We start from the raw sequence: 19,673 nt of genomic DNA on the forward strand, positions 1-19,673 counted from the left end.
CGCCGTCAATCGATCAATGACGGAACTCGTCGGTGCCCCATCCGCCTCCACCGCCACCGTGGCTCCCACCGCCGCGGTTCCCGCCGCTGTTTCCACCGCCTTGCGGCCGTGCGCCGTAACCGCCGCCGCCCTGATACGTCGGCGGCGCCATCATCCGGGCCGCGCCACCGTTAGGTGCGGGCGGCTGCGCCGGCTGCTGCGGCTGCGGCTGCGGCTGACGGCCGGGCATCGGCGCAGGCGCGGGTGCGGCCTGCTGTGGCGCCGGCGCGCGGTTCGGGCCGTTCCAGCCACCGCGCGTCGCCGACGGCCGTGCATCATGCCGCTCGGGCGCCCCACCGCCCGGCGCGCGCTGGTTCGGCACGCCCGGCTGCGGGTGTCCGTAAGCGGGCGGCATCCCGCCGGGGCCGATGCGCGGCTCGGCACGACGCTCCCAGCGGTCGCGATCGTGAAACCACGGCCGATGGCGATAGTAGCGGTCCCAGTACGCGCCGATCGCGAAGCCGGTCACCGGCACGCCGATGATCGCGCCGTATTCGAGCAACGGCACGTAATTGCCTTGATACGGATAGTCGAGCTGCTCCGCGTCGATCCAGCCGCGCACGCCCGGCAGCGCGACGTCGCACCACGAGTAGTCGCTCAGGCAGCCGAACACGTCCAGCGCGGTGCCGGGCGGAACCTGCGCGACGACCGGATAATCGGGCGCCGGCCCCGCATAGATTTCGGCCGGCGAGTTCGTGTAGGCGCTGCTTTGCGCGTCGGCGATGCCCGGCACCGCGGCGATGCCGAACAGGACGGCGCACAAACTTCGGATGATCGTGTTGCTCATGATGCTCTCCCGCGCGGTGCCACCGCGCGTCGGTCAGTGTCGATGGCCCCCGCCCCCATGCCCGCCTCCCCAGTGACCGCCGCCCCATGGACGGTGCCAGTATCCGCCTCGGTAGCCACCGCCCCAGTGCCCCCAGAAACCGAGGCCGATCGTGACGGGCGGCCCATACCAGCCCGGGTAGTACGCGGGATAGTAGGCCGGGTAAGGTACGTAGGTCGGCGCGACATATACGGGGGCAGGTACGTAGACATATTCGTCTGCCGGGGGCGGCACCGCGGGCGTCGACGGCGCGGCCGGTCCGGCGGTTGCCGGCGCCACCGGGATCTCACGCTGCGACACCGTGGCAGGCACGGGTGCGTAATACGGCGCATAGCCGTAGGGGCCGGTGTAATAACCGTTCAGCGCTAGCATGGCCAGCGCCATGACGGCAGGCCGCGCGGCGGGAATCGGGTTCATTCGAGGCTCCGCAGGGAATCGGCGCGTCACCGCCTGGCGCGCCTGACTCTAGCTTACGTCCCCCGAATATTTCTGCGGGTTTGATCGGTTACTTTTTGTTTCGCGGCAACGAAGAACGGGGCGTGACCGCGCGGGCATGCCGCATGCGCGTGCGTCAGCCGCGCCGGCGTTGAAGTTGGCGCAAATGCCCTCAAGTTGAATATCGAGTCAGGCTGGCCGGCGCGAACGGGCGTTCGCGGCCCCCGGCAGCCTGAAACCCCGCGGACTTCGGCCCGCCCAGACAGGAACGCGGCTCGCGCCGCCATCGACATGACTACGCCACGCCCCACGCTTCGGGCGGACACGCCCCTCGATCCGATCATCCAGCTGCTGGCGCTTGCCGGCGAACAGGGTTATCTGACGCACGCCGACCTCGTCGACGCGCTGCCGCCGGAAAGCGACAGCCCCGACGCGCTGGACGTCGTGCGCGCCGCGCTCGCGGACATCGGCATCGCCGTGCTCGACGAGCCCGTCGCGCCGGCGCCGTTCACGGGCGCGGCACCGGTCGACGTCGATCGCGACGCCCTCGACGAGGGCCGCGCGCTGCTCGGCGATCTCGCCCGCGGCACCGCTGCATCGACCGACCCGCTCGCGCTCTACATGCGGCGCATCCATGCGGTGCCGCTGCTCAAGCGCGAGGACGAAATCGTGCTTGCCCGCGAGATCGAGACGGGCCGCCATCAGATCCTGCACGCGCTGGCCGGCTGTCCCACGGCCGTCGAGGCGCTGCTCGCGCGCCATGCCGCAACGCGTGCAGCCGGCTCGGCCGCCAACGAAGGCGACGTCGACGACGGCGGCGGCGGCGATGCGCCGGCACCTGCGCGCTACGACACGCTGCAGGACGCGGTTGCGACCGTGCGTGACGCATTGCACGCGCAGGGCTGCCGCTCGGCCGAGTATCGCGACGCGCGTAACCGCCTGGTCGCGCTGCTCGGTTCGCTCGCATGGGTTGCACCGGCCGTCGATGAAGCGAGCCGCGTCGTGCGCGCGCTCGCCGTCGCCCCGGTCGAAGCCGGAGCTGACACCACCGCGGGCGCCGACGCCGCGAGCTTCGACCCGGTCGCGCGGCGCGCGCTCGGCGCCGCGCTGAGCGACGGCCAGCAAAAAGTGCGCGACGGCACGCGCGCGATGCTCGAGGCGAACCTGCGCCTCGTGCTGTCGATCGCGCGCAAGTACATGAACCGCGGCGTCGACCTGCCCGATCTCGTGCAGGACGGCTGCCTCGGCCTGATGCGCGCGATCGAGAAGTTCGAATACCGCCGCGGCTTCAAGTTCTCGACCTACGCGACCTGGTGGATCCGGCAGGCGGTCGCGCGCGCGGTGGCCGACCGCTCGCGCACGATCCGCGTGCCCGTGCACGTCGGCGACCAGTACCAGCGCGTGCAACGCCATGCGCTGCGCTTTCGCCAGCGCACGGGCCGCCGCGCAACGCCGGCCGAACTCGCGGCCGAGACCGGGCTCGCAGAGGACAAGCTGCGCGCAGTGCTCGCGCTGCCGGCCGAGCCGCTGTCGCTCGACACGCCGCTGCCCGATGCGGATACCGGGCTCGTCGACCTGCTCGAGGACCAGGCATCGGCGAGCCCGTTCGAGCGTCTGGTGGACACGCGCATGCGCGAATGCGTGACGTCGCTGCTGCGCTCGGTCACGCCGGCCGAAGCCGACGTGCTGCGCCGGCGGTTCGGCCTCGGTGGCGCCGAGCCCGACACCTACGATGCGATCGCGCAGGACGCGGGGATGTCGCGCGAACGCGTGCGGCAGATCGAGAAGCGCGCGCTCGCCACGCTGCGCATGGCCGCGGAGGCGGAGGGCGCGCAGTCGTTCCTCGACGCGTAACGGTCCGCGCGTTCGTGCCGCACGCCGGCACGAGCGCGCGCGGACCGGTTCCGACCGTGCAACGCTTACCATTGATGCATATCAAGTTTTGCTCGTCGCTTGCCGTGACAATGTGCTGAAATAAGAGTTGGACACGGGGCGTTGTGCACCGTGTCCATTCCGTTTGCACACACCCGGGCTCCGCACATGCAAACGACCATCGGCCAAACACACGAGGAAAACCGGCAGATCGCGGCCTGCCTGCGCGAGGCCGCGCAGTTGCTTGCCGACCAGGGCGCGAATCCTTATCGGGTTGCCGCCTACCGCGCATCGGCCGATACGATCGAGTCGCTCCAAGACAGCATTCGCACGCGGTTCGACGCGGGCGGTGTCGACGCACTCGACGCACTGCCGGAAGTCGGCACGGGCGTCGCGGAGGCGATCGCCGAACTGCTGGTGACCGGACGCTGGCGGCTGCTCGACCGGCTGCGCGGCGACGCGGAGCGCGCGTCCGCATTCGAAGCCGTGCCGGGCATCGGCCACGCGCTCGCGCTGCGGATTCACGACCAATTGCACATCGATACGCTCGAGGATCTCGAACGCGCGGCACGCAGCGGCCAGCTCGAAGCGATTCCGGGCGTCGGCCCGCGGCGCGCGGCCGGCATCCGCGCGGCGCTCGACGACGTGCTGAGCCGGCGCCGGCGCTGGCAAGGCCATGCGCGCGACGCCAGCCTCGGCACCGAGCCGCCGGTCGAACTGCTGCTTTACATCGACCGCCTGTACCGCAACAAGGCCGCCGCCGGCATCCTGCCCACGCTCGTGTCGCGTCGGCTGAACGCGGACGTGAGCATTCAACCGCCCGTGATGCACATGACGAAAGGCGGCTGGCATTTCACCGCGCTGTGCCCGTATCCCGTGCGCCCGCAGGCGTCCGGTCGCACCGCGGACTGGGTCGCGCTCTACTTCTATGACGCGTTGCAATGCGAGAACCAGCGGACCGTCGTCACGGAAACGCTCGGCTCGCTCGTCGGCAAGCGCATCGTGCGCGGACGCGAGATGGAATGCCGCGTGTATTACGCGGGATGAGGCGCCCGGGACGCCAGCCGCGGCGATACGGCCGCCCCGTGGCGTGCTCGAGCGTCCACGCTTCGGCAAACCGGACCGCCTGACCGCTTACGCGCCTTCCGTCTTCGTGCGGCGCGCCGGATGACGATGCGCCACGATGCGCAATAGTTTGCGGAACGACGGACACTCGAGATGGCTCGGCGCAGGGCAGACGGCCGCGTGCCGCAATGCGTCGCGCACCGCGCCGAGACGGCGGATCGTACGGTCGAGCTCGTCGGCCTTGTCGTCGAGCTTCGCGCGATCGATCGCGGGCCGGCCGTCCGCGCCGAACATCGCGAGGATGTCGTCCAGCGAAAAGCCGGCCTCGCGGCCGAGCGCGATCAGCGCAAGACGCTCCAGCACCGACTCGTCGTACTGGCGCCGCAGCCCGTGACGGCCGTTCGGCACGATCAATCCCTTTTCCTCGTAGTAGCGCAGCGTCGACGCGGGCAAGCCCGAGCGGCGCGCGACTTCGGCGATGTCCAGACGACTCATGCTCGATCTCAAGTGAACTTGAAGTTGCAAGATAGCCGCTCGACTCCTTCGATACAAGCCTGGTCCGCCATGAACCGCCGGCGCCGAGTCGGCGAGCGCCGCGCACCGCGTTTCATTCGCCGCCGCTGTCGATCAGGTTGTGGCGCACGCGCCCGAGCAGTCGCACGAGCGTGTCGCGCTCGTCGCGCGTGAAGCCGCGCAACCCGTCGTCGGTGACGGTGTCGCCCACCTCCAGCATCTGCGGAAAGATGTCGCGTGACTTGTCGGTCAGCCGGATCACGAACGCGCGGCGATCGTCGTCGTTCGTGATGCGTTCGATCCATCCGCAAACTTCCATCCGGTCGAGCAGCCGCGTCAGCGAGATCGGCGTGATCTCGAGCCATTCCGCGAGCCGCGCCTGATTCATCTCGCCCTTCCACGTCAGGTACGCGAGCACGCGGCTTTGCGCACGCGTCAATCCGAGGCGCTTCGCGCGCCGGTCGAACAGGCGTCCTTGCAGGCGGGCCACGTCGGAAATCAGGTAGCCGATCCGGTTCTCGTAAGTCTTGTCCATGCGGGGATTATAGGGGCAGGCCGCGAATCATCCGGGGCTCGGGCCAGGCGATGAGCACGAACATAATAAGCATGCTTATAATTCGAGCCATACCGGATCGCCGCCCACGGCGACCGTCCCACGGAGACACTCGCTTGAACCCCGCCGCCACCGACGCCCCCACCCCACCGCCCGCCCTCAACCGCCCGATGCTGACCCTGTCGATCATGCTCGCGACGCTGATCCAGACGCTCGACAGCACGATCGCGAACGTCGCGCTGCCGCACATGCAGGGCACGCTGTCCGCGTCGCAGGACGAAATCACCTGGGTGCTGACCTCCTACATCGTCGCCGCGGCGATCGCGACGCCGCTGACCGGCTGGCTGTCCGACCGCCTCAGCATGAAGCGGCTGCTGACGCTCTCGATCGCGGGCTTCACGATCGCGTCCGCGCTGTGCGGACTGTCCGAGTCGCTCGTGCAGATCGTCGGCGCGCGGCTGCTGCAGGGCGTGTTCGGCGCCGCGCTGGTGCCGCTGTCGCAGTCGATCCTGCTCGACATCAATCCACGCGAGAAACAGGGCCAGGCGATGGCGATCTGGGGGATGGGCGTGATGGTCGGCCCGATCCTCGGCCCGACGCTCGGCGGCTGGCTCACCGACAGCTACAACTGGCGCTGGGTATTCTTCATCAACGTGCCGATCGGCGCGTTCGCGCTGGCCGGCGTGCTGACCTTCCTGCCCGCGCGCGCGCCGCGTCCCCACGTCAAATTCGACGCATTCGGCTTCGCGACGCTCGCGCTCGCGATCGGCGCGTTTCAGGCGATGCTCGACCGCGGAGAACAGCTCGACTGGTTCGGCTCGTACGAGATCCGCATCGAGGCGCTCGTCGCCGCACTGAGCTTCGCGTTCTTCCTCGTGCATACGGCGACCGTCGGCAAGGCTTCGTTCTTCAAGTCGGAATTGCTGCGCGACCCGAACTTCGCGACCGGCACGCTGTTCATCTTCGTCGTCGGCGCGGTGTTGTACGCGACGCGCGCGCTGTTGCCGCCGATGCTGCAGAACCTGATGGGCTATCCGGTCGCGACGACGGGCCTCGTCACCGCGCCGAGCGGTGCCGGCACGATGATCGCGATGCTGTTCGTCGGGCGCTTGTTGAAATACGTGGATGCGCGGGCGCTGCTGTTCGCCGGGCTGGCGATTTCCGCGCTCGCGCTGTGGCAGATGATGCAGTACACGATCGTGCTGTCCGAGGTGGACATCGTGTGGCCCGGGGTGGTCCAGGGCTTCGGGCTGGGGCTGGTGTTCGTGCCGCTGAGCGCACTGTCGTTCTCGACGCTGCAGCCGGAGCTGCGCGCGGACGGCACGGCCACCTACAGCCTGATGCGCAACATCGGCAGCAGTATCGGCATCTCGATCGTGCAGACGCTGATGACGCGTAACACGCAGGTCGCGCATGCCGACCTCGCGACCCACATCACGCCGTTCGACCCGGCCGTGCAGGCGATGGCCGGCAGCCACCTCGACATCGCGCTGCTCGACCGCACGATCAACCAGCAGGCCGCGATGATCGCCTACCTGAACGACTTCAAGCTGATGTTCGTCGCGACGCTGCTGATGATCCCGCTGTTGCTGCTCATCCGCCCGCCGCAGAAAACGGCGAGCGTCGACGTCGCGCACGCGGCGATGGATTGACGATGCGACGGGCGCATGCCCGCCGCGGGCCGCAATGTCAGGCCTTCATCGTCCCGGTGCGCACGTAGCGTTCGTGCCACGACAGCGCCTCGGCGAGCAGGTGCGGCGTGTGCTTGCCGAAGCTCTCGCGCGACGCGCGCTCGAAGTAGTCGTCGAGCATCGGCCGGTAGTCGGGATGCGCGCAGGTCGCGATGATCTTGCGCGCGCGCTGCTTCGGCGACAGGCCGCGCAGATCGGCGAGCCCCTGCTCCGTGACGACCACCGCGACGTCATGCTCGGTATGGTCGACGTGGCTCGCCATCGGCACGATCCGCGAGATCGCGCCGCCCTTCGCGGTGCTGGCCGACATGAAGCACGACAGGTAGCCGTTGCGCGCGAAGTCGCCCGAGCCGCCGATGCCGTTCTGGATCTTCGTGCCCATCACGTGCGTCGAGTTCACGTTGCCGTAGATGTCGGCCTCGATCATCCCGTTCATCGCAATGCAGCCGAGGCGGCGCACGAGTTCCGGATGGTTGCTGATCTCCTGCGGGCGCAGCAGGATCTTTTCGCGGAACGTCGCGATCTCGTCGGCGAAACGCTGCACGGCGGCCGGGCTCAGCGACAGCGCCGTGGCCGACGCGAAGCTCAGCGTGCCGTCGTCGAGCAGGTCGAGCATGCCGTCCTGGATCACTTCGGTATAAGCAGTCAGGTTCGAGAAGCCGGCCGAACTCAGTTCCGCGAGCACCGCGTTCGTGATGTTGCCGACGCCCGACTGCAGCGGCAGCAGGTTTTCCGGCAGGCGGCCGCGCTTCACTTCGTGGCGCAGGAAGTCGATCAGTTGCAGTGCGATCTGCTTCGACGTGGCGTCCGGCGCGGAGAACGCGTTGCTGCGATCCGGCGCGTCGGTCTCGACGATCGCGACGATCTTCTCTGCCGGGCAGCGCAGGTACGGCTCGCCGATCCGGTCGTCGCTTTTCGTCAGCGGAATCGGCTTGCGATGCGGCGGCAGCGCGGTGCCGTAATAGATGTCGTGCATCCCGTCGAGACCGAGCGGCTGGCGCGCGTTGACTTCGAGGATCACGTGCTTCGCCTGCTCGAGCCACGTCTTGTTGTTGCCGATCGACGCGGACGGAATCAGCAGCCCGTCCTCGCGGATGCCCGCGACTTCGACGATCGCGACGTCGAGCTCGCCGTACAGCCCGAACCATGCGTATTGCGCGACGTGGCTCAGGTGGACGTCCTGGTAGTCGACTTCACCGGCGTTGATCTTGTCGCGCAGCGTCGGGTCGGACTGGTACGGCAGGCGCATCGAGATGCCGTTGGTGCGGGCGAGCGCGCCGTCGAGTTCCGGTGCGGTCGATGCGCCCGTCAGCACGTTGATCCGGAAGTCCTCTCCGCGCGCGTGGGCCGCGTCGATGTGGGCGGCGAGCGCGGCGGGCACGGCCTTCGGATAGCCGGATCCGGTGAAGCCGCTCATGGCGACGGTCATGCCGGGACGGATCAGCGCGGCGGCTTCGTCGGCGGTGCGGACGAGCGAACGCAGGGCGGGAGCGAGGATGCGTGAAGAAGACATGGCTGTATATCTGACGCTTTTGGTCTGTCGTTGACGTCGCGGGGGGTGTCTCCTGAGCGACGCGAAGCCCTTGGGGCCGCGGGGGGCGGCCCGGCACCACGGGCACGGTCGGAGTATCGCAGAGGCCATCGCCGTGAAATGTCCGCTGGATGCAAAAGATACTTGCTGAATGCATCGGGTATCGAACGACAGCTCTGTGACAGCCGCGGCAGCCGCCAGCGCATGCACCCGAAAGGTTGGCGAAAGCTGCTCGCCAGTTTTCCGCGCGAAAATTACGAACGGCTGAACGTCAATCGACCGATTTCGTTGCGGATTGACCGCATCAACGCGAACAATCCGCACGCGATGGCCGATCGGCGATCGCCGCGGCCGATTGTCGCCCGACGCGGCCGTTGCGGGCCTGACGCACATCAACGCGTCGACGTGCGCGAATCGCCGCCAAGCCCGCGTGCAAGGCCCGTCCGCCCTTGACAGCCGCGTGATGCGAACCACACTGGATCAGACAGGGTCCGCCTGCGCGAACGCCGTTTCGCGCGTCCGGTTTGCAACCGGCCAATGCCCGGAATGCGCGGTAACACTCCCGCATGTCAGGACATTGGTCGAATAAAAAGCAACAAATTACAATTCCGTATATATTTCGCCGATGGACCAAAGAAAAACCGCTACACGTTCCGAACCGCCCCTGCCGCGCACCTGGGATGCGCGGCTCGCGCGCTCGCTCGTCCGACCGCTGATCGACACGCCCGTTACCCCGAATCACCTCACCACCCTTCGTCTGCTGATCGGCCTCGCCGGCGCCTGGTGCCTTGCGCACGGCGGCTTCGGCTGGAGCAACGCAGGCGCATTCCTGATCGTGCTGTCGAACTTCGTCGACCACACCGACGGCGAACTCGCGCGCATCAGCGGCAAGACCAGCAAGATCGGTCACTTTTACGACCTCGCGGCCGACGCGCTCGTGACGGTCGCGCTGTTCGTCAGCATGGGCGTCGGCATCGTCGCCCAGGGCGGCCAGATGGCCGCGTCGCCGGTGCTGCTCGGCGCGGTGGCCGGCGCGGCCGTTGCACTGATCTTCTTCCTGCGCATGCGGATCGAATCGATCGCCGGCAAGGCCGGCACCAAGCAGGCATTCGCCGGCGGCTTCGAGACGGAAGACGTGCTCTACCTGCTGCCGATCGTGACGCTCGTCGACGGCGTCCAGCCGTTCCTGCTCGCCGCATCGATCGGCGCACCGCTGTTCGCCGCGTGGGTCGTGATCGACTGGTGGCGCATCGTTCGGCGGAGCGGCGTCCCACAGAATTCAACCGAAATCCAGGCTTCCAAATGACTCCTAGCACGCGCGACGACACCGTGCTGAGCCCGGCACGCCCCGCGCCTGCGCGCGCGGCAGCGGCCGATCCCGATCGCACCGTGGCCGACTGCGTCGGCCGTCTCGACCTCGACCGCCTGCGCGGCGACTACACGCGCCAGGGGTCGTTCCTGTACCTCGACACCTTCCTGCCGGCCGACGCGCACGCGAAGCTCGCCGCCGCCGCCCGCGCGATGCAGGCCGGCCTGAACCGCAATTACCTGCCCGGCCACAAGCAGGGCGGCAGCGTGAGCCGGCACACGATCGACGAGCAGGCGCCGTACATCGCCGAACTGTACCGGTCGAAGGCGCTGATCGGCTTCCTCGAGAAGATCACCGGCGACAAGCTGATGCTGTCGCCGGACGACGATCCGCATGCGTACGCGCTGTACTACTACACGAAGCCGGGCGACCACATCGGCTGGCACTACGACACGTCGTACTACGACGGCCGCCGCTACACGCTGCTGATCGGCGTGATCGACGAGTCGTCATGCCGGCTCGACTACGAGCTGCATACGCGCAATCCGGACGTGCCCGACGCGCCGGGCTCCGTGCAGATCGCCGACGGCGGCATCGTGCTGTTCGACGGCGACAAGCTGCGCCATCGCGTCACGCCGCTCGGCCAGAACGAGACGCGCGTGTCGCTCACTTTCGAATACGTGACCAACCCCGGCATGCGGCCGTGGAAGCGCTTCATCTCGAACATGAAGGACGCGATCGCGTATTTCGGTTTCCGCCAGGTGTTCAAGCAGCTGGCCACGCGACGGTCGACCGGGTCATGACACGCGCCGGCCTGATCCTGCTGTCTCTCGGAACGGCACTGTTCGTCGCCCTGCTCGCGTGGCAGGGCGTCGGCGCGGTCGCGTCGACGTTTCTCGCGGCCGGCTGGGGCCTCGCGCTCGTCGCCGCATTCCACGTCGTACCGCTCGTGATCGACGCGCTGGCGATCTCGGCGATGTTCCGCCGCGGCCAGCCGGGCGCCGAGCTCGGCAACGCGCTGCGCGCGCGCTGGGTCGGCGAATCGGTGAACAGCCTGCTGCCCGCCGGGCAGATAGGCGGCCCGGTGCTGATGGTGCGCCACCTCGCGCAGCGCGGCACGCGGATGGCCGATGCAGCCGCCGCGGTCACCGTCAGCACGACGATGCAGGCGCTCGCGCAGATGGCCTTCGCGCTGATCGGCATCGCCACGTTCAGCCTGTATGCGACGCACGAATCCGTCGCTCACCTGCGCACGCCGGCGCTGATCGCCACCGGCGTGCTCGGCGCCCTCGCCGTCGCGTTCTACGTGGCGCAGCGGCGCGGGCTGTTCGGCCGCGGGCTGCGTCTCGCGTCGAAGCTGCTCGGCCCGCGCGACTGGTCGTCGCTGGCGACGCGCGCGGACGCGATCGACGACGCCGTCGGCGCGCTGTACCGCGATCGCGCGAAGGTCGCGAAGACTTTCGCGTTGAGCCTCGCCGGCTGGATCGTCGGCACGGCCGAAGTGTGGCTCGCGCTGCACTTCCTCGGGCACCCGGTCAGCTGGCTCGACGCGCTGCTGCTCGAGAGCGTCGGCCAGGCGATTCGCGGTGCGGCATTCGCGATCCCGGGTTCGCTCGGCGCACAGGAAGGCGGTTACCTGCTGCTCGCCCCGCTGGTCGGCCTGCCGCCCGACGCGGCGCTCGCGCTGTCGCTCGCGAAGCGTGCGCGCGAACTCGCGCTCGGCCTGCCCGGCCTGCTCTATCTGCATTTCAGTGAAAGAAACTGGCAGCGGCGCCGCGCGCCGCAGCCCATCGCCGACTGATCGTTCAGATCCGCCGGCTTTTTGGTTGGAGAACCCATGCGAGCCATCATTCTTGCGGCAGGCCTCGGCTTGCGCCTGCAACAACCGCCCGAGGCGCAATTCCCGAAGTGCCTGCTGCGCTTCGACGACGTGTCGCTGCTCGAGCGCCATCTGCGCGTGCTCGATGCCGCCGGCGTCGATGAAATCGTGCTCGGGCTCGGCTTCCAGTCCGGCAAGGTCGAGCAGGAACTCGAGCGCCTCGGCCGCAGCGCCGAGATCGTGCTGAACGAGCGCTACGACCTCGGCAGCGTGCTGACCGTGCACACCGTCGCCGATGCGATGACGCGCGGCGGTGACGTGCTGCTGATGGACGCGGACGTGCTGTACGACGAGAACATCCTGCACGCGCTGGTCGCCGATCCGGACAAGTCGGTGGACCGCCTGCTGATCGATCGCGACTTCGAGGCCGGCGACGAACCCGTCAAGCTGTGCCTGAAGAACGGCGTGCCGGTCGAGCTGCGCAAGCAGCTCGCGGTCGACCTCGAATACGACACGATCGGCGAGTCGGTCGGCTTCTTCCGCTTCACCGAAGGCACCGCGCGCCGCCTCGCGACGATCGTCGCGGGCTACGTCGACAGCGGCCGCGCGAACATGCCGCACGAGGAAGCCGTGCGCGACCTGCTGCTCGAAGGCGGCCATTCGTTCGACGTCGCCGACGTCACGGGCTCGCCGTGGATCGAGATCGACTTCCCGAACGACGTCGCACGCGCCACGCAAGAAATTCTTCCCCTGATTCAACGCACGACCGCAGGAGCCGCACGATGAACGCACGCGAACCCAACTTCTCCGAATCGCGCAGCGCACGCCTGCGCCGCATGCTCGTCAGCAGCGACCTCGAATTCCTGATGGAAGCGCACAACGGCCTGTCGGCACGGATCGTGCGCGAAGCCGGCTTCAAGGGCATCTGGGCATCGGGCCTCGCGATCTCCGCGCAGTTCGGCGTGCGCGACAACAACGAAGCGAGCTGGACGCAGGTCGTCGACGTGCTCGAATTCATGGCCGATGCGAGCGACCTGCCGATCCTGCTCGACGGCGACACCGGCTACGGCAACTTCAACAACGTGCGCCGCCTCGTGAAGAAGCTCGAGCAGCGAGGCATCGCCGGCGTGTGCATCGAGGACAAGCAGTTCCCGAAGACGAACAGCTTCATCGACGGCGAGCGTCAGCCGCTCGCCGAGATCGACGAGTTCTGCGGCAAGATCAAGGCCGGCAAGGATTCGCAGAGCGATCCCGACTTCTCGATCGTCGCGCGCGTCGAGGCGCTGATCGCGGGCTGGGGGATGGACGAGGCGCTGCGCCGCGCGAACGCGTATGCGGAAGCCGGCGCCGACGCGATCCTGATTCACAGCAAGCTGTCGCGCCCGGACGAGATCCTGCAGTTCGCGCGCGAATGGAGCGGTCGCGCGCCGCTCGTGATCGTGCCGACCAAGTACTACAGCACGCCGACCGACGTGTTCCGCCAGGCCGGCATCAGCACCGTGATCTGGGCGAACCACCTGATCCGTGCGTCGGCATCGGCGATGCAGTCCGTCGCACGCGAGATCCACGAAAACCAGACGCTGATCAACGTCGAGGACCGCGTCGCGTCGGTCAACGAAATCTTCCGCCTGCAGGACGCCGACGAATACTCGGCGGCCGAGCGCATCTACCTGTCGTCGTCGTCGCGCGCGTCGAACGCCGCGATCGTGCTCGCCGCGAGCCGCGGCAAGGGGCTCGAGGCCGTCACCGAAGACAAGCCCAAGGTCATGCTGCCTGTCGCCGGCAAGCCGCTCCTGCGCTGGCTCGTCGACGGCTTCAAGAAGCATGGCGTGAACGACATCACCGTGGTCGGCGGCTATCGCGCCGACGCGATCGACACGTCGGGCATCAAGCTCGTCGTCAACGAGCGCCATGCGCAGACGGGCGAACTCACGTCGCTCGCATGCGCGGCCGAACGCCTGACCGGCGACACCGTGATCTCGTACGGCGACCTGCTGTTCCGCAGCTACATCCTGCGCGACCTGGCGGAGAGCGAGGCCGAGTTCAGCGTCGTCGTCGATTCGTCGCTCACTGAGACCAACCAGAGCGTGCGCGACTTCGCGCTCTGCTCGGCGGCGGACGATCGCGGCCTGTTCGGCCAGAAGACGTATCTGCAACGTGTATCGAGCGACGTCGCCGCCGCCGGCACGCCGCACGGCCGCTGGATCGGCCTGCTGAACGTGCGCGGCGCAGGCGTCGATCGTCTGAAGGCGATGCTCGCGACGCTGCAGGCGCGCCCCGATTTCGACACGCTCGACATCCCGTCCCTGCTCAACGAACTGATCGCCGCCGGCGAGAAGATCGAGGTGCAGTACGTGCACGGCCACTGGCGCGGCGTCAACGATCTCGAAGACTTCCGCCGCGCGGGCGACTTCGCGCACGGCCAGACGCCGCTGTCGGAGCCGGGTGCCGGCAACGGGAGCGCGCAATGATCGAAGCGGCCCAGTTCGTCGAGGCCGCGCGGGAACGCGGCTTCGACTGGTACGCGGGCGTACCCTGCTCGTACCTGACGCCGTTCATCAACTACGTGCTGCAGGACCCGACGCTGCATTACCTGTCGGCCGCGAACGAAGGCGACGCGGTCGCGCTGATCGCCGGCGCCACGCTCGGCGGCAAGCGCGGGATCGCGATGATGCAGAACTCGGGGCTCGGCAACGCGGTGAGCCCGCTCACGTCGCTGACCTGGACGTTCCGGCTGCCGCAGTTGCTGATCGTCACGTGGCGCGGCCAGCCGGGCGTGGCCGACGAGCCGCAGCATGCGCTGATGGGGCCGATCACGCCGGCGATGCTCGACACGATGGAGATCCCGTGGGAGACGTTCCCGACCGACCCCGAACAGGTCGGCCCGGCACTCGACCGCGCGATCGCGCACATGGACGCGACGGGCCGCCCGTACGCGCTCGTGATGCAGAAAGGCAGCGTCGCGCCGTATGACCTGAAGGCGAACCCGGCGGCGGCGCCGCGCGCGCACGTCGCCGCGCAGTCGGCGGCACGCGCCGAAGCGCCCGCCGCGTGGCCGACCCGCCACGACGCGCTGCAGCGCGTGATCGCGCACACGCCGGTCGATTCGACCGTCGTGCTCGCGTCGACCGGCTTCTGCGGCCGCGAGCTCTATGCCATCGACGACCGCCCGAACCAGTTGTACATGGTCGGCTCGATGGGCTGCGTGACGCCGCTCGCGCTGGGTCTCGCGCTCGCGCGCCCCGACCTGCGCGTGGTGGCCGTCGACGGCGACGGCGCCGCGCTGATGCGCATGGGCGTGTTCGCGACACTCGGCACCTACGGTCCGTCCAACCTCACGCACGTGCTGCTCGACAACGGCGCGCACGAATCGACCGGCGGTCAGGCAACCGTGTCGCGGCATGTGTCGTTCGCGGGCATCGCGGCCGCGTGCGGCTACGCATCGGCCGTCGAAGGCGACACGCTCGACGTGCTCGATGCGACGCTCGCGACGCAAGCCGACGGTGCGCAGTTCGTGCGCGTGGCGATCCGCACGGGCGTGCCCGACGGCCTGCCCCGCCCGACCGTCACGCCGGTCGAGGTGAAGACCCGCCTGATGCGGCATATCGGCGCCGCGCAGGCTGAAGCCCATGCCGAAGGAGCTCATTGATGCTGCTGCTGAATCCCGGCCCGGTAACGCTGACCGAACGCGTGCGCCGCAGCCTGCTGCAACCCGATCTGTGCCATCGCGAAAGCGAATTCTTCGATTTGCAGGATGAAGCGCGTGCGCGCCTCGTCGCCGCGTACGAACTCGATCCGGCCGAATGGGCCGCCGTGCTGATGACAGGCTCGGGCACCGCCGCCGTCGAAAGCATGATCGCGGCGCTCGTGCCGCAGGACGGCAAGCTGCTCGTGATCGAAAACGGCGTGTACGGCGAGCGCATCACGCAGATCGCAACGCAGTACGGCATCGCGCACGACGTGCTGAAGCACGAATGGATGCAGGCGCCCGATCTCGCGCAGATCGCCGCGCGACTCGACGCGGGCGGTTATTCGCACGTCGCGGTGATTCATCACGAAACGACGACCGGCCGGCTGAACGACCTCGGCGCGATCGCCGACGTGTGCCGCGCGCGCGGCGTGAAAATGCTCGTCGACGGTGTCAGCAGCTTCGGCGCGGAAGCGATCGACTTCGCCGGCGGCGCGATCGACGCGGTCGCCGCGACCGCGAACAAGTGCCTGCACGGCGTGCCGGGTGCCGCGTTCGTGATCGTGCGCCGCAGCGCGCTCGCCAAGGCCGCGAGCCGCACGTATTACCTCGATCTCGGCCGTCTCGCGAAGCTTCAGGACCAGCGTAATACACCGTTCACGCCGTCCGTGCACGCGTATTACGCACTCGTCGAGGCGCTGCGCGAGTTCGACGAAGCCGGTGGCTGGCGTGCGCGCCATGCGCACTACAAGGCGCTCGCGGATCAGGCGCAAGCCGGGCTCGCCGCGCGCGGGATGCCGCTCGTGCTGCCCGAAGGCGCATCGTCGGTCGTGCTGCGCGCGTACCGGCTGCCGCAGGGCGTCACGTACGAGACGCTGCACGACGGCCTGAAGGCGCGCGGCTTCGTGATCTATGCGGGGCAAGGCGGGTTGTCGAAGGAACTGTTCCGCATCTCGACGATGGGCGCGATTGGTGCGGCCGACGTCGATCGACTGCTGGAGGAGTTCACGGCGCTGACGCGTTAAGCGTCGGCCTCGCTCTCCAACCCAAGGCCCGCGAGGGCCTTTTTTGTTCCTCGCGGATTTTCACGCGTATCGCTTATCGACGTCCGCGCGTGGCCGTTCCGCAGCCACCGGACGCGCCGCCGCGCGCAGCGAAACAAACGACGGATGCCATCGAATGCTACGCCGCCGTCAACCTGGCGGTCTCCTGCGACGTTTCGCGCGCCAGCAACCATGCCATCAGCTCTACGACAGGCATGGCCTTCGCGAAGTACCAGCCTTGTCCGTACTGCACGCCCTTGCCTCGAAGATATTCGACCTGTGTGTCCGATTCGACACCCTCGGCGACGACTTCCAGACCCAGCTCGTGAGCCATCGAGATGATGTGCGGTGCGACAATGCTCGATGCAGTGTCCCTTGCGACCGTGTCGATGAACGACTTGTCGATCTTGAGAATATCGACCTGGAAAGTCTGCAGGTAGGAAAGGCTCGAATAGCCCGTGCCGAAATCGTCGATATAGACGGGGTGTCCGGCCGCCCTGAATGCCGCGATGACGTCGCGGGTTTCATCCGCATTCATGAAGCTGCGCTCGGTGGCTTCGATCCGTATCTGGGACGGGTCAATGCCGGTGCCGTCGAGCATGCGCGCGAGAACCTTGAGGAACCGATCGCTTCGTAAATCGTCGCTGCTCACGTTGATCGACACATAAAATGCCGGGTGTGTGCGCAGCAGAGGCGCCATGTCGGCAATGATCTTGTCGAGCACGAGATCGGTCAACGGCTGGATCAGATGATTTTCCTCGGCAACCGCCACGAAGATCTCCGGCGACACGGGTCGCCCGTTCAATTCCCATCTGACGAGCGCCTCGACCCCGGCGCAACGGCCGTCTACAAGTTTGACGATCGGCTGGTAGACGACTTGTATCTTCTTGCGACTGATCGCCCATTCGAGGGTTGCCGGAAAGGAGAGCTGGCGCGACACGCGTTTGAACGCCAGCCATCCGATCGCAGCGCCCAGCGCAACGCCGATGGAAAGCCACGTCGCAAGCAGTTTCGGCCAGTCGCCGACAAGACTGCTCTTCGGCGATTTGACGACCATCGCGAGCGGGCCGGTCGCGGACTTCGCGACCGCGTAATACCATCGGTCGTTCTCGAGCTTGCCGCCGAGCTTCCATGCGTTGAGCATTTCATCCTTGTCGGCGCCATAGGAGAGCGCGAACAGCGTGCCGGTGTCGGTATTGACCGCCGCGATCGGGCGCCTCGCCGGATCGATCAGATCGACGTATGACTTTGGATCGATCAGGACGTAATGGCCGTTGCGAGCCAACTGGATGTCCTCGCGCACGTCGCTCAGCGGGCTCTTGCGCCTGAACCATACCGAATATCCGTCCGCACTGCGCCAATCGGCCGGCGGCAGCGTCAAATGCAGCGCGCGCACATCGCCCATCAAGGGCGAGCAGAGATATTGTCCGTCAGCGTGGGTGCCCGCATCCTGCACATAGCCGTAATTGAAAATCACGCGCGCCGCGTGCGACAGGTTGGCGGCGGAACAGGATGCCCCCGGAACACGCTCCAGGTCCGCAAGGGCAGTAACGGCCTGATACGTGACCAACTCAGCGCGCAAGAGCGCCTTGGCTGCGAAGTCGCGCAGATCGTTCTGATCCCGTCGCTCGACGTCCTCGTCGGCAACGTAAATGCTCGTCAGCACGGGGGCGATGGTCGCAACGCAGCCCAATACGATCGAGGCAGATACAAGCGTAAGCCGTTTGATCATCCATCAGCTCCGATCGATTGTCACCACGGTCGCAAAGCCGGTCAGGCAGAGGCTATATCGTCAGAGCGTTACCGCATATCAACCGAACAATAGAATCTTGTCCGATTTTATTCAAATGGATAAATGAGTCGCTAGCGTTCAGGCGACGCCGGAGTCCGGCAGATGCTTGCAAGCGGATGCCGGAACACGTCGAATGACCGCGGCGGACGTGAGGTCGAATGGCGGTTCGTAGCCGAACAGCGACGGTCTGCCTCGCGTTTCCGTGAAATTCGCAACGTCCCCATTTCGCGTCGCGACGGCAAGTCCGACGGAATCGGCCCGGCCCGTCCTGCATTTTCCCGAGACGCTGAAGCGTTTCAGCTTGGTAGGCAGGCGGGGCCCGTCACGCCCGCCTACTCCACCACCTTCGGCCCGATCGCATCGGTCGGCACCGGCATCCGCAGCGCATCGTCGCGCATGCGTCGCGCCTCGCGCGCGGCATAGCGATCCTTCAACCGCAGGAACGGCTTCTCGACGAGGAAATAGCTCGCCGTCGCGGCCAGCAGCGCCCAAACAATCCCGAGCGGGAACGCGTGCGGAACCGCCAGCTCAGGATTCGCGAACGGCTGCTGCCATAGATACAGGCTGAACGAGATCGTGCCGACGAACACGACCGGCGCGGCGCGCAGCCACCGAGCGCACCAGAACTCGCTGCGGAAATTCAGCACGACGATCACGATCGCGATCAGCGCGGCCTCGAGCGTCACGCCGTAGGTTGCATTCCAGAAGCCGCCGAGCCGATGCTCGGCAACGGGCATCCCGAACAGCACGATGACGACGAGCGCCGTCACGATGCGCGTCTCGCCGCGCCACGAGCGGATCCATGCTTCGAGCCGTTCGCGGTTGAGCGCCGCGTAACAGCCGATGAGGATCGGATCGACACCCGTATGCAGCATCATCCCGAGTTGCCCGCGCAGCGCGGGCGCGACGAAATACGTGAGCGCGCGCACCAGCGGCACGACCAGGATCAGCGCGGCCAGCCAGCGCGTGCCGCGACGGCGGGCACCGTACGCGAACAGCAGCGGCCAGAACCAATAGAACTGCTCCTCGAGCGCGAGCGACCAGAAATGGCCGAGATACCACGCGCCGGCCGGATGCAGCGTGTTGTCGCCGGTCAGCCCGAACCACGCCGAGTAATTCCACAGGTGCAGCGCCGCATACAGCCACTGACGGCGATCGACGTCGAGCCAGCCGACGAAGGCGAGCACGCCGACGGTCGCGAGATACACGTAGCAGGCCGGCCAGATCCGCAACGCGCGGCGTACGTAGAACGACGTCAGCGCGATTCCGCCCGTGCGCGCGAATTCCGCGCGCAGCACGTTGGTGATGAGGAAGCCGCTGAGGACGAAGAAGATCAGCACGCCGAGTCGGCCGTCGGCGATCAGCCGCAGCGGCGCGAACCAGCCCGTGTAGCCGCCCGGCAGCACGTGCTCCGCATGGCCGACGACGACCATCGTGACCGCGACGGCGCGCAACCCGGTCAGCTGCTTGACGCGATGGTTCATCGGCTCGTTTCCC

18 protein-coding genes are annotated in these 19,673 nt (G+C 67.6%); 11 read left to right on the forward strand and 7 right to left on the reverse strand.

The window, feature by feature from the left end:
• Positions 1 to 13 precede the first annotated feature (13 nt).
• Together ACV22W_RS01935 and ACV22W_RS01940 are read right to left on the reverse strand one after the other, a co-directional pair.
• Positions 14 to 826 (reverse strand): SH3 domain-containing protein, encoded by an 813-nt coding sequence (locus ACV22W_RS01935; RefSeq protein ID WP_448017489.1) that lies wholly within the window; start codon positions 824 to 826, stop codon positions 14 to 16.
• Positions 827 to 859: 33 nt separating this feature from the next.
• On the reverse strand, positions 860 to 1,282 hold the full coding sequence (locus ACV22W_RS01940) for a hypothetical protein (RefSeq protein WP_448017490.1): 423 nt from the start codon (positions 1,280 to 1,282) through the stop codon (positions 860 to 862).
• Positions 1,283 to 1,591: 309 nt separating this feature from the next.
• On the opposite strand from ACV22W_RS01940, the gene ACV22W_RS01945 reads away from it, so the two are divergent.
• Positions 1,592 to 3,154, forward strand: coding sequence for a sigma-70 family RNA polymerase sigma factor (locus ACV22W_RS01945; RefSeq protein ID WP_448017491.1), 1,563 nt, complete (start codon positions 1,592 to 1,594; stop codon positions 3,152 to 3,154).
• 186 nt (positions 3,155 to 3,340) lie between these two features.
• The gene (locus ACV22W_RS01950; RefSeq protein WP_448017492.1) at positions 3,341 to 4,219 is read left to right on the forward strand and encodes a helix-hairpin-helix domain-containing protein; all 879 of its coding nucleotides are present in this window, start codon (positions 3,341 to 3,343) and stop codon (positions 4,217 to 4,219) included.
• A gap of 87 nt (positions 4,220 to 4,306) precedes the next feature.
• Here ACV22W_RS01950 and ACV22W_RS01955 read toward each other — a convergent pair whose 3' ends face one another.
• Positions 4,307 to 4,732 carry a helix-turn-helix domain-containing protein gene (locus ACV22W_RS01955; RefSeq protein WP_175914826.1) on the reverse strand — a complete coding sequence of 142 codons (426 nt, stop codon included), beginning with the start codon at positions 4,730 to 4,732 and terminating at the stop codon, positions 4,307 to 4,309.
• A gap of 112 nt (positions 4,733 to 4,844) precedes the next feature.
• The gene (locus ACV22W_RS01960) at positions 4,845 to 5,285 is read right to left on the reverse strand and encodes a MarR family winged helix-turn-helix transcriptional regulator (protein WP_448017493.1); all 441 of its coding nucleotides are present in this window, start codon (positions 5,283 to 5,285) and stop codon (positions 4,845 to 4,847) included.
• Positions 5,286 to 5,419: 134 nt separating this feature from the next.
• On the opposite strand from ACV22W_RS01960, the gene ACV22W_RS01965 reads away from it, so the two are divergent.
• The gene (locus ACV22W_RS01965) at positions 5,420 to 6,955 is read left to right on the forward strand and encodes a DHA2 family efflux MFS transporter permease subunit (protein WP_448017494.1); all 1,536 of its coding nucleotides are present in this window, start codon (positions 5,420 to 5,422) and stop codon (positions 6,953 to 6,955) included.
• Positions 6,956 to 6,992: 37 nt separating this feature from the next.
• Here the strand turns inward: ACV22W_RS01965 and ACV22W_RS01970 are convergent, their stop codons facing one another.
• Positions 6,993 to 8,507 carry an acetyl-CoA hydrolase/transferase family protein gene (locus ACV22W_RS01970; RefSeq protein ID WP_448017495.1) on the reverse strand — a complete coding sequence of 505 codons (1,515 nt, stop codon included), beginning with the start codon at positions 8,505 to 8,507 and terminating at the stop codon, positions 6,993 to 6,995.
• Positions 8,508 to 8,669: 162 nt separating this feature from the next.
• Here ACV22W_RS01970 and ACV22W_RS01975 point away from each other — a divergent pair, with 162 nt between their 5' ends.
• From ACV22W_RS01975 to ACV22W_RS02010, 8 genes are all read left to right on the forward strand, one after another.
• Entirely contained in the window at positions 8,670 to 8,978 is a 309-nt protein-coding gene (locus ACV22W_RS01975) for a hypothetical protein (RefSeq protein WP_448017496.1), read from the forward strand.
• A gap of 172 nt (positions 8,979 to 9,150) precedes the next feature.
• Complete coding sequence (locus tag ACV22W_RS01980) at positions 9,151 to 9,831, forward strand: CDP-alcohol phosphatidyltransferase family protein (RefSeq protein ID WP_448017497.1); 681 nt, start codon at positions 9,151 to 9,153, stop codon at positions 9,829 to 9,831.
• Positions 9,828 to 10,637, forward strand: a complete 810-nt coding sequence (locus ACV22W_RS01985; RefSeq protein ID WP_448017498.1) for a HalD/BesD family halogenase — start codon at positions 9,828 to 9,830, stop codon at positions 10,635 to 10,637. The genes ACV22W_RS01980 and ACV22W_RS01985 overlap by 4 nt, the downstream gene beginning before the upstream one ends.
• Positions 10,634 to 11,635, forward strand: coding sequence for an HpnL family protein (locus ACV22W_RS01990; RefSeq protein ID WP_059524993.1), 1,002 nt, complete (start codon positions 10,634 to 10,636; stop codon positions 11,633 to 11,635). Before ACV22W_RS01985 ends, ACV22W_RS01990 begins: the two co-directional genes overlap by 4 nt.
• Before the next feature lie 36 nt (positions 11,636 to 11,671).
• Positions 11,672 to 12,439 carry a phosphocholine cytidylyltransferase family protein gene (locus ACV22W_RS01995; protein WP_124628750.1) on the forward strand — a complete coding sequence of 256 codons (768 nt, stop codon included), beginning with the start codon at positions 11,672 to 11,674 and terminating at the stop codon, positions 12,437 to 12,439.
• The gene (gene aepX, locus ACV22W_RS02000; RefSeq protein ID WP_448017499.1) at positions 12,436 to 14,124 is read left to right on the forward strand and encodes a phosphoenolpyruvate mutase; all 1,689 of its coding nucleotides are present in this window, start codon (positions 12,436 to 12,438) and stop codon (positions 14,122 to 14,124) included. The genes ACV22W_RS01995 and aepX overlap by 4 nt, the downstream gene beginning before the upstream one ends.
• Entirely contained in the window at positions 14,121 to 15,302 is a 1,182-nt protein-coding gene (gene aepY / locus ACV22W_RS02005; RefSeq protein WP_448017500.1) for a phosphonopyruvate decarboxylase, read from the forward strand. The genes aepX and aepY overlap by 4 nt, the downstream gene beginning before the upstream one ends.
• Positions 15,302 to 16,366 carry a 2-aminoethylphosphonate aminotransferase gene (locus ACV22W_RS02010; RefSeq protein WP_448017501.1) on the forward strand — a complete coding sequence of 355 codons (1,065 nt, stop codon included), beginning with the start codon at positions 15,302 to 15,304 and terminating at the stop codon, positions 16,364 to 16,366. The genes aepY and ACV22W_RS02010 overlap by 1 nt, the downstream gene beginning before the upstream one ends.
• Before the next feature lie 157 nt (positions 16,367 to 16,523).
• On the opposite strand, the gene ACV22W_RS02015 is transcribed toward ACV22W_RS02010, so the two are convergent.
• Together ACV22W_RS02015 and ACV22W_RS02020 are read right to left on the reverse strand one after the other, a co-directional pair.
• Complete coding sequence (locus ACV22W_RS02015; RefSeq protein WP_448017502.1) at positions 16,524 to 18,116, reverse strand: EAL domain-containing protein; 1,593 nt, start codon at positions 18,114 to 18,116, stop codon at positions 16,524 to 16,526.
• A gap of 392 nt (positions 18,117 to 18,508) precedes the next feature.
• Positions 18,509 to 19,660: an acyltransferase family protein gene (locus ACV22W_RS02020; RefSeq protein ID WP_448017503.1), complete on the reverse strand. Its 1,152-nt coding sequence runs from the start codon at positions 19,658 to 19,660 to the stop codon at positions 18,509 to 18,511.
• Between the last annotated feature and the right edge of the window lie 13 nt (positions 19,661 to 19,673).

It is taken from the genome of Burkholderia sp. AW49-1 (genome assembly GCF_053427845.1).

Excerpts from the sequence above, each read along its gene's own strand:
- ACV22W_RS01940 (WP_448017490.1), bottom strand. The coding sequence starts at position 1,282 with ATGAACCCGATTCCCGCCGCGCGGCCTGCCGTCATGGCGCTGGCCATG.
- aepY (WP_448017500.1), top strand. The coding sequence starts at position 14,121 with ATGATCGAAGCGGCCCAGTTCGTCGAGGCCGCGCGGGAACGCGGCTTC.
- ACV22W_RS01935 (WP_448017489.1), bottom strand. The coding sequence starts at position 826 with ATGAGCAACACGATCATCCGAAGTTTGTGCGCCGTCCTGTTCGGCATC.
- aepX (WP_448017499.1), top strand. The coding sequence starts at position 12,436 with ATGAACGCACGCGAACCCAACTTCTCCGAATCGCGCAGCGCACGCCTG.
- ACV22W_RS01990 (WP_059524993.1), top strand. The coding sequence starts at position 10,634 with ATGACACGCGCCGGCCTGATCCTGCTGTCTCTCGGAACGGCACTGTTC.
- ACV22W_RS01985 (WP_448017498.1), top strand. The coding sequence starts at position 9,828 with ATGACTCCTAGCACGCGCGACGACACCGTGCTGAGCCCGGCACGCCCC.
- ACV22W_RS01960 (WP_448017493.1), bottom strand. The coding sequence starts at position 5,285 with ATGGACAAGACTTACGAGAACCGGATCGGCTACCTGATTTCCGACGTG.
- ACV22W_RS02020 (WP_448017503.1), bottom strand. The coding sequence starts at position 19,660 with ATGAACCATCGCGTCAAGCAGCTGACCGGGTTGCGCGCCGTCGCGGTC.
- ACV22W_RS01955 (WP_175914826.1), bottom strand. The coding sequence starts at position 4,732 with ATGAGTCGTCTGGACATCGCCGAAGTCGCGCGCCGCTCGGGCTTGCCC.
- ACV22W_RS02015 (WP_448017502.1), bottom strand. The coding sequence starts at position 18,116 with ATGATCAAACGGCTTACGCTTGTATCTGCCTCGATCGTATTGGGCTGC.
- ACV22W_RS01980 (WP_448017497.1), top strand. The coding sequence starts at position 9,151 with ATGGACCAAAGAAAAACCGCTACACGTTCCGAACCGCCCCTGCCGCGC.
- ACV22W_RS01945 (WP_448017491.1), top strand. The coding sequence starts at position 1,592 with ATGACTACGCCACGCCCCACGCTTCGGGCGGACACGCCCCTCGATCCG.
- ACV22W_RS01970 (WP_448017495.1), bottom strand. The coding sequence starts at position 8,507 with ATGTCTTCTTCACGCATCCTCGCTCCCGCCCTGCGTTCGCTCGTCCGC.
- ACV22W_RS01950 (WP_448017492.1), top strand. The coding sequence starts at position 3,341 with ATGCAAACGACCATCGGCCAAACACACGAGGAAAACCGGCAGATCGCG.
- ACV22W_RS01995 (WP_124628750.1), top strand. The coding sequence starts at position 11,672 with ATGCGAGCCATCATTCTTGCGGCAGGCCTCGGCTTGCGCCTGCAACAA.
- ACV22W_RS02010 (WP_448017501.1), top strand. The coding sequence starts at position 15,302 with ATGCTGCTGCTGAATCCCGGCCCGGTAACGCTGACCGAACGCGTGCGC.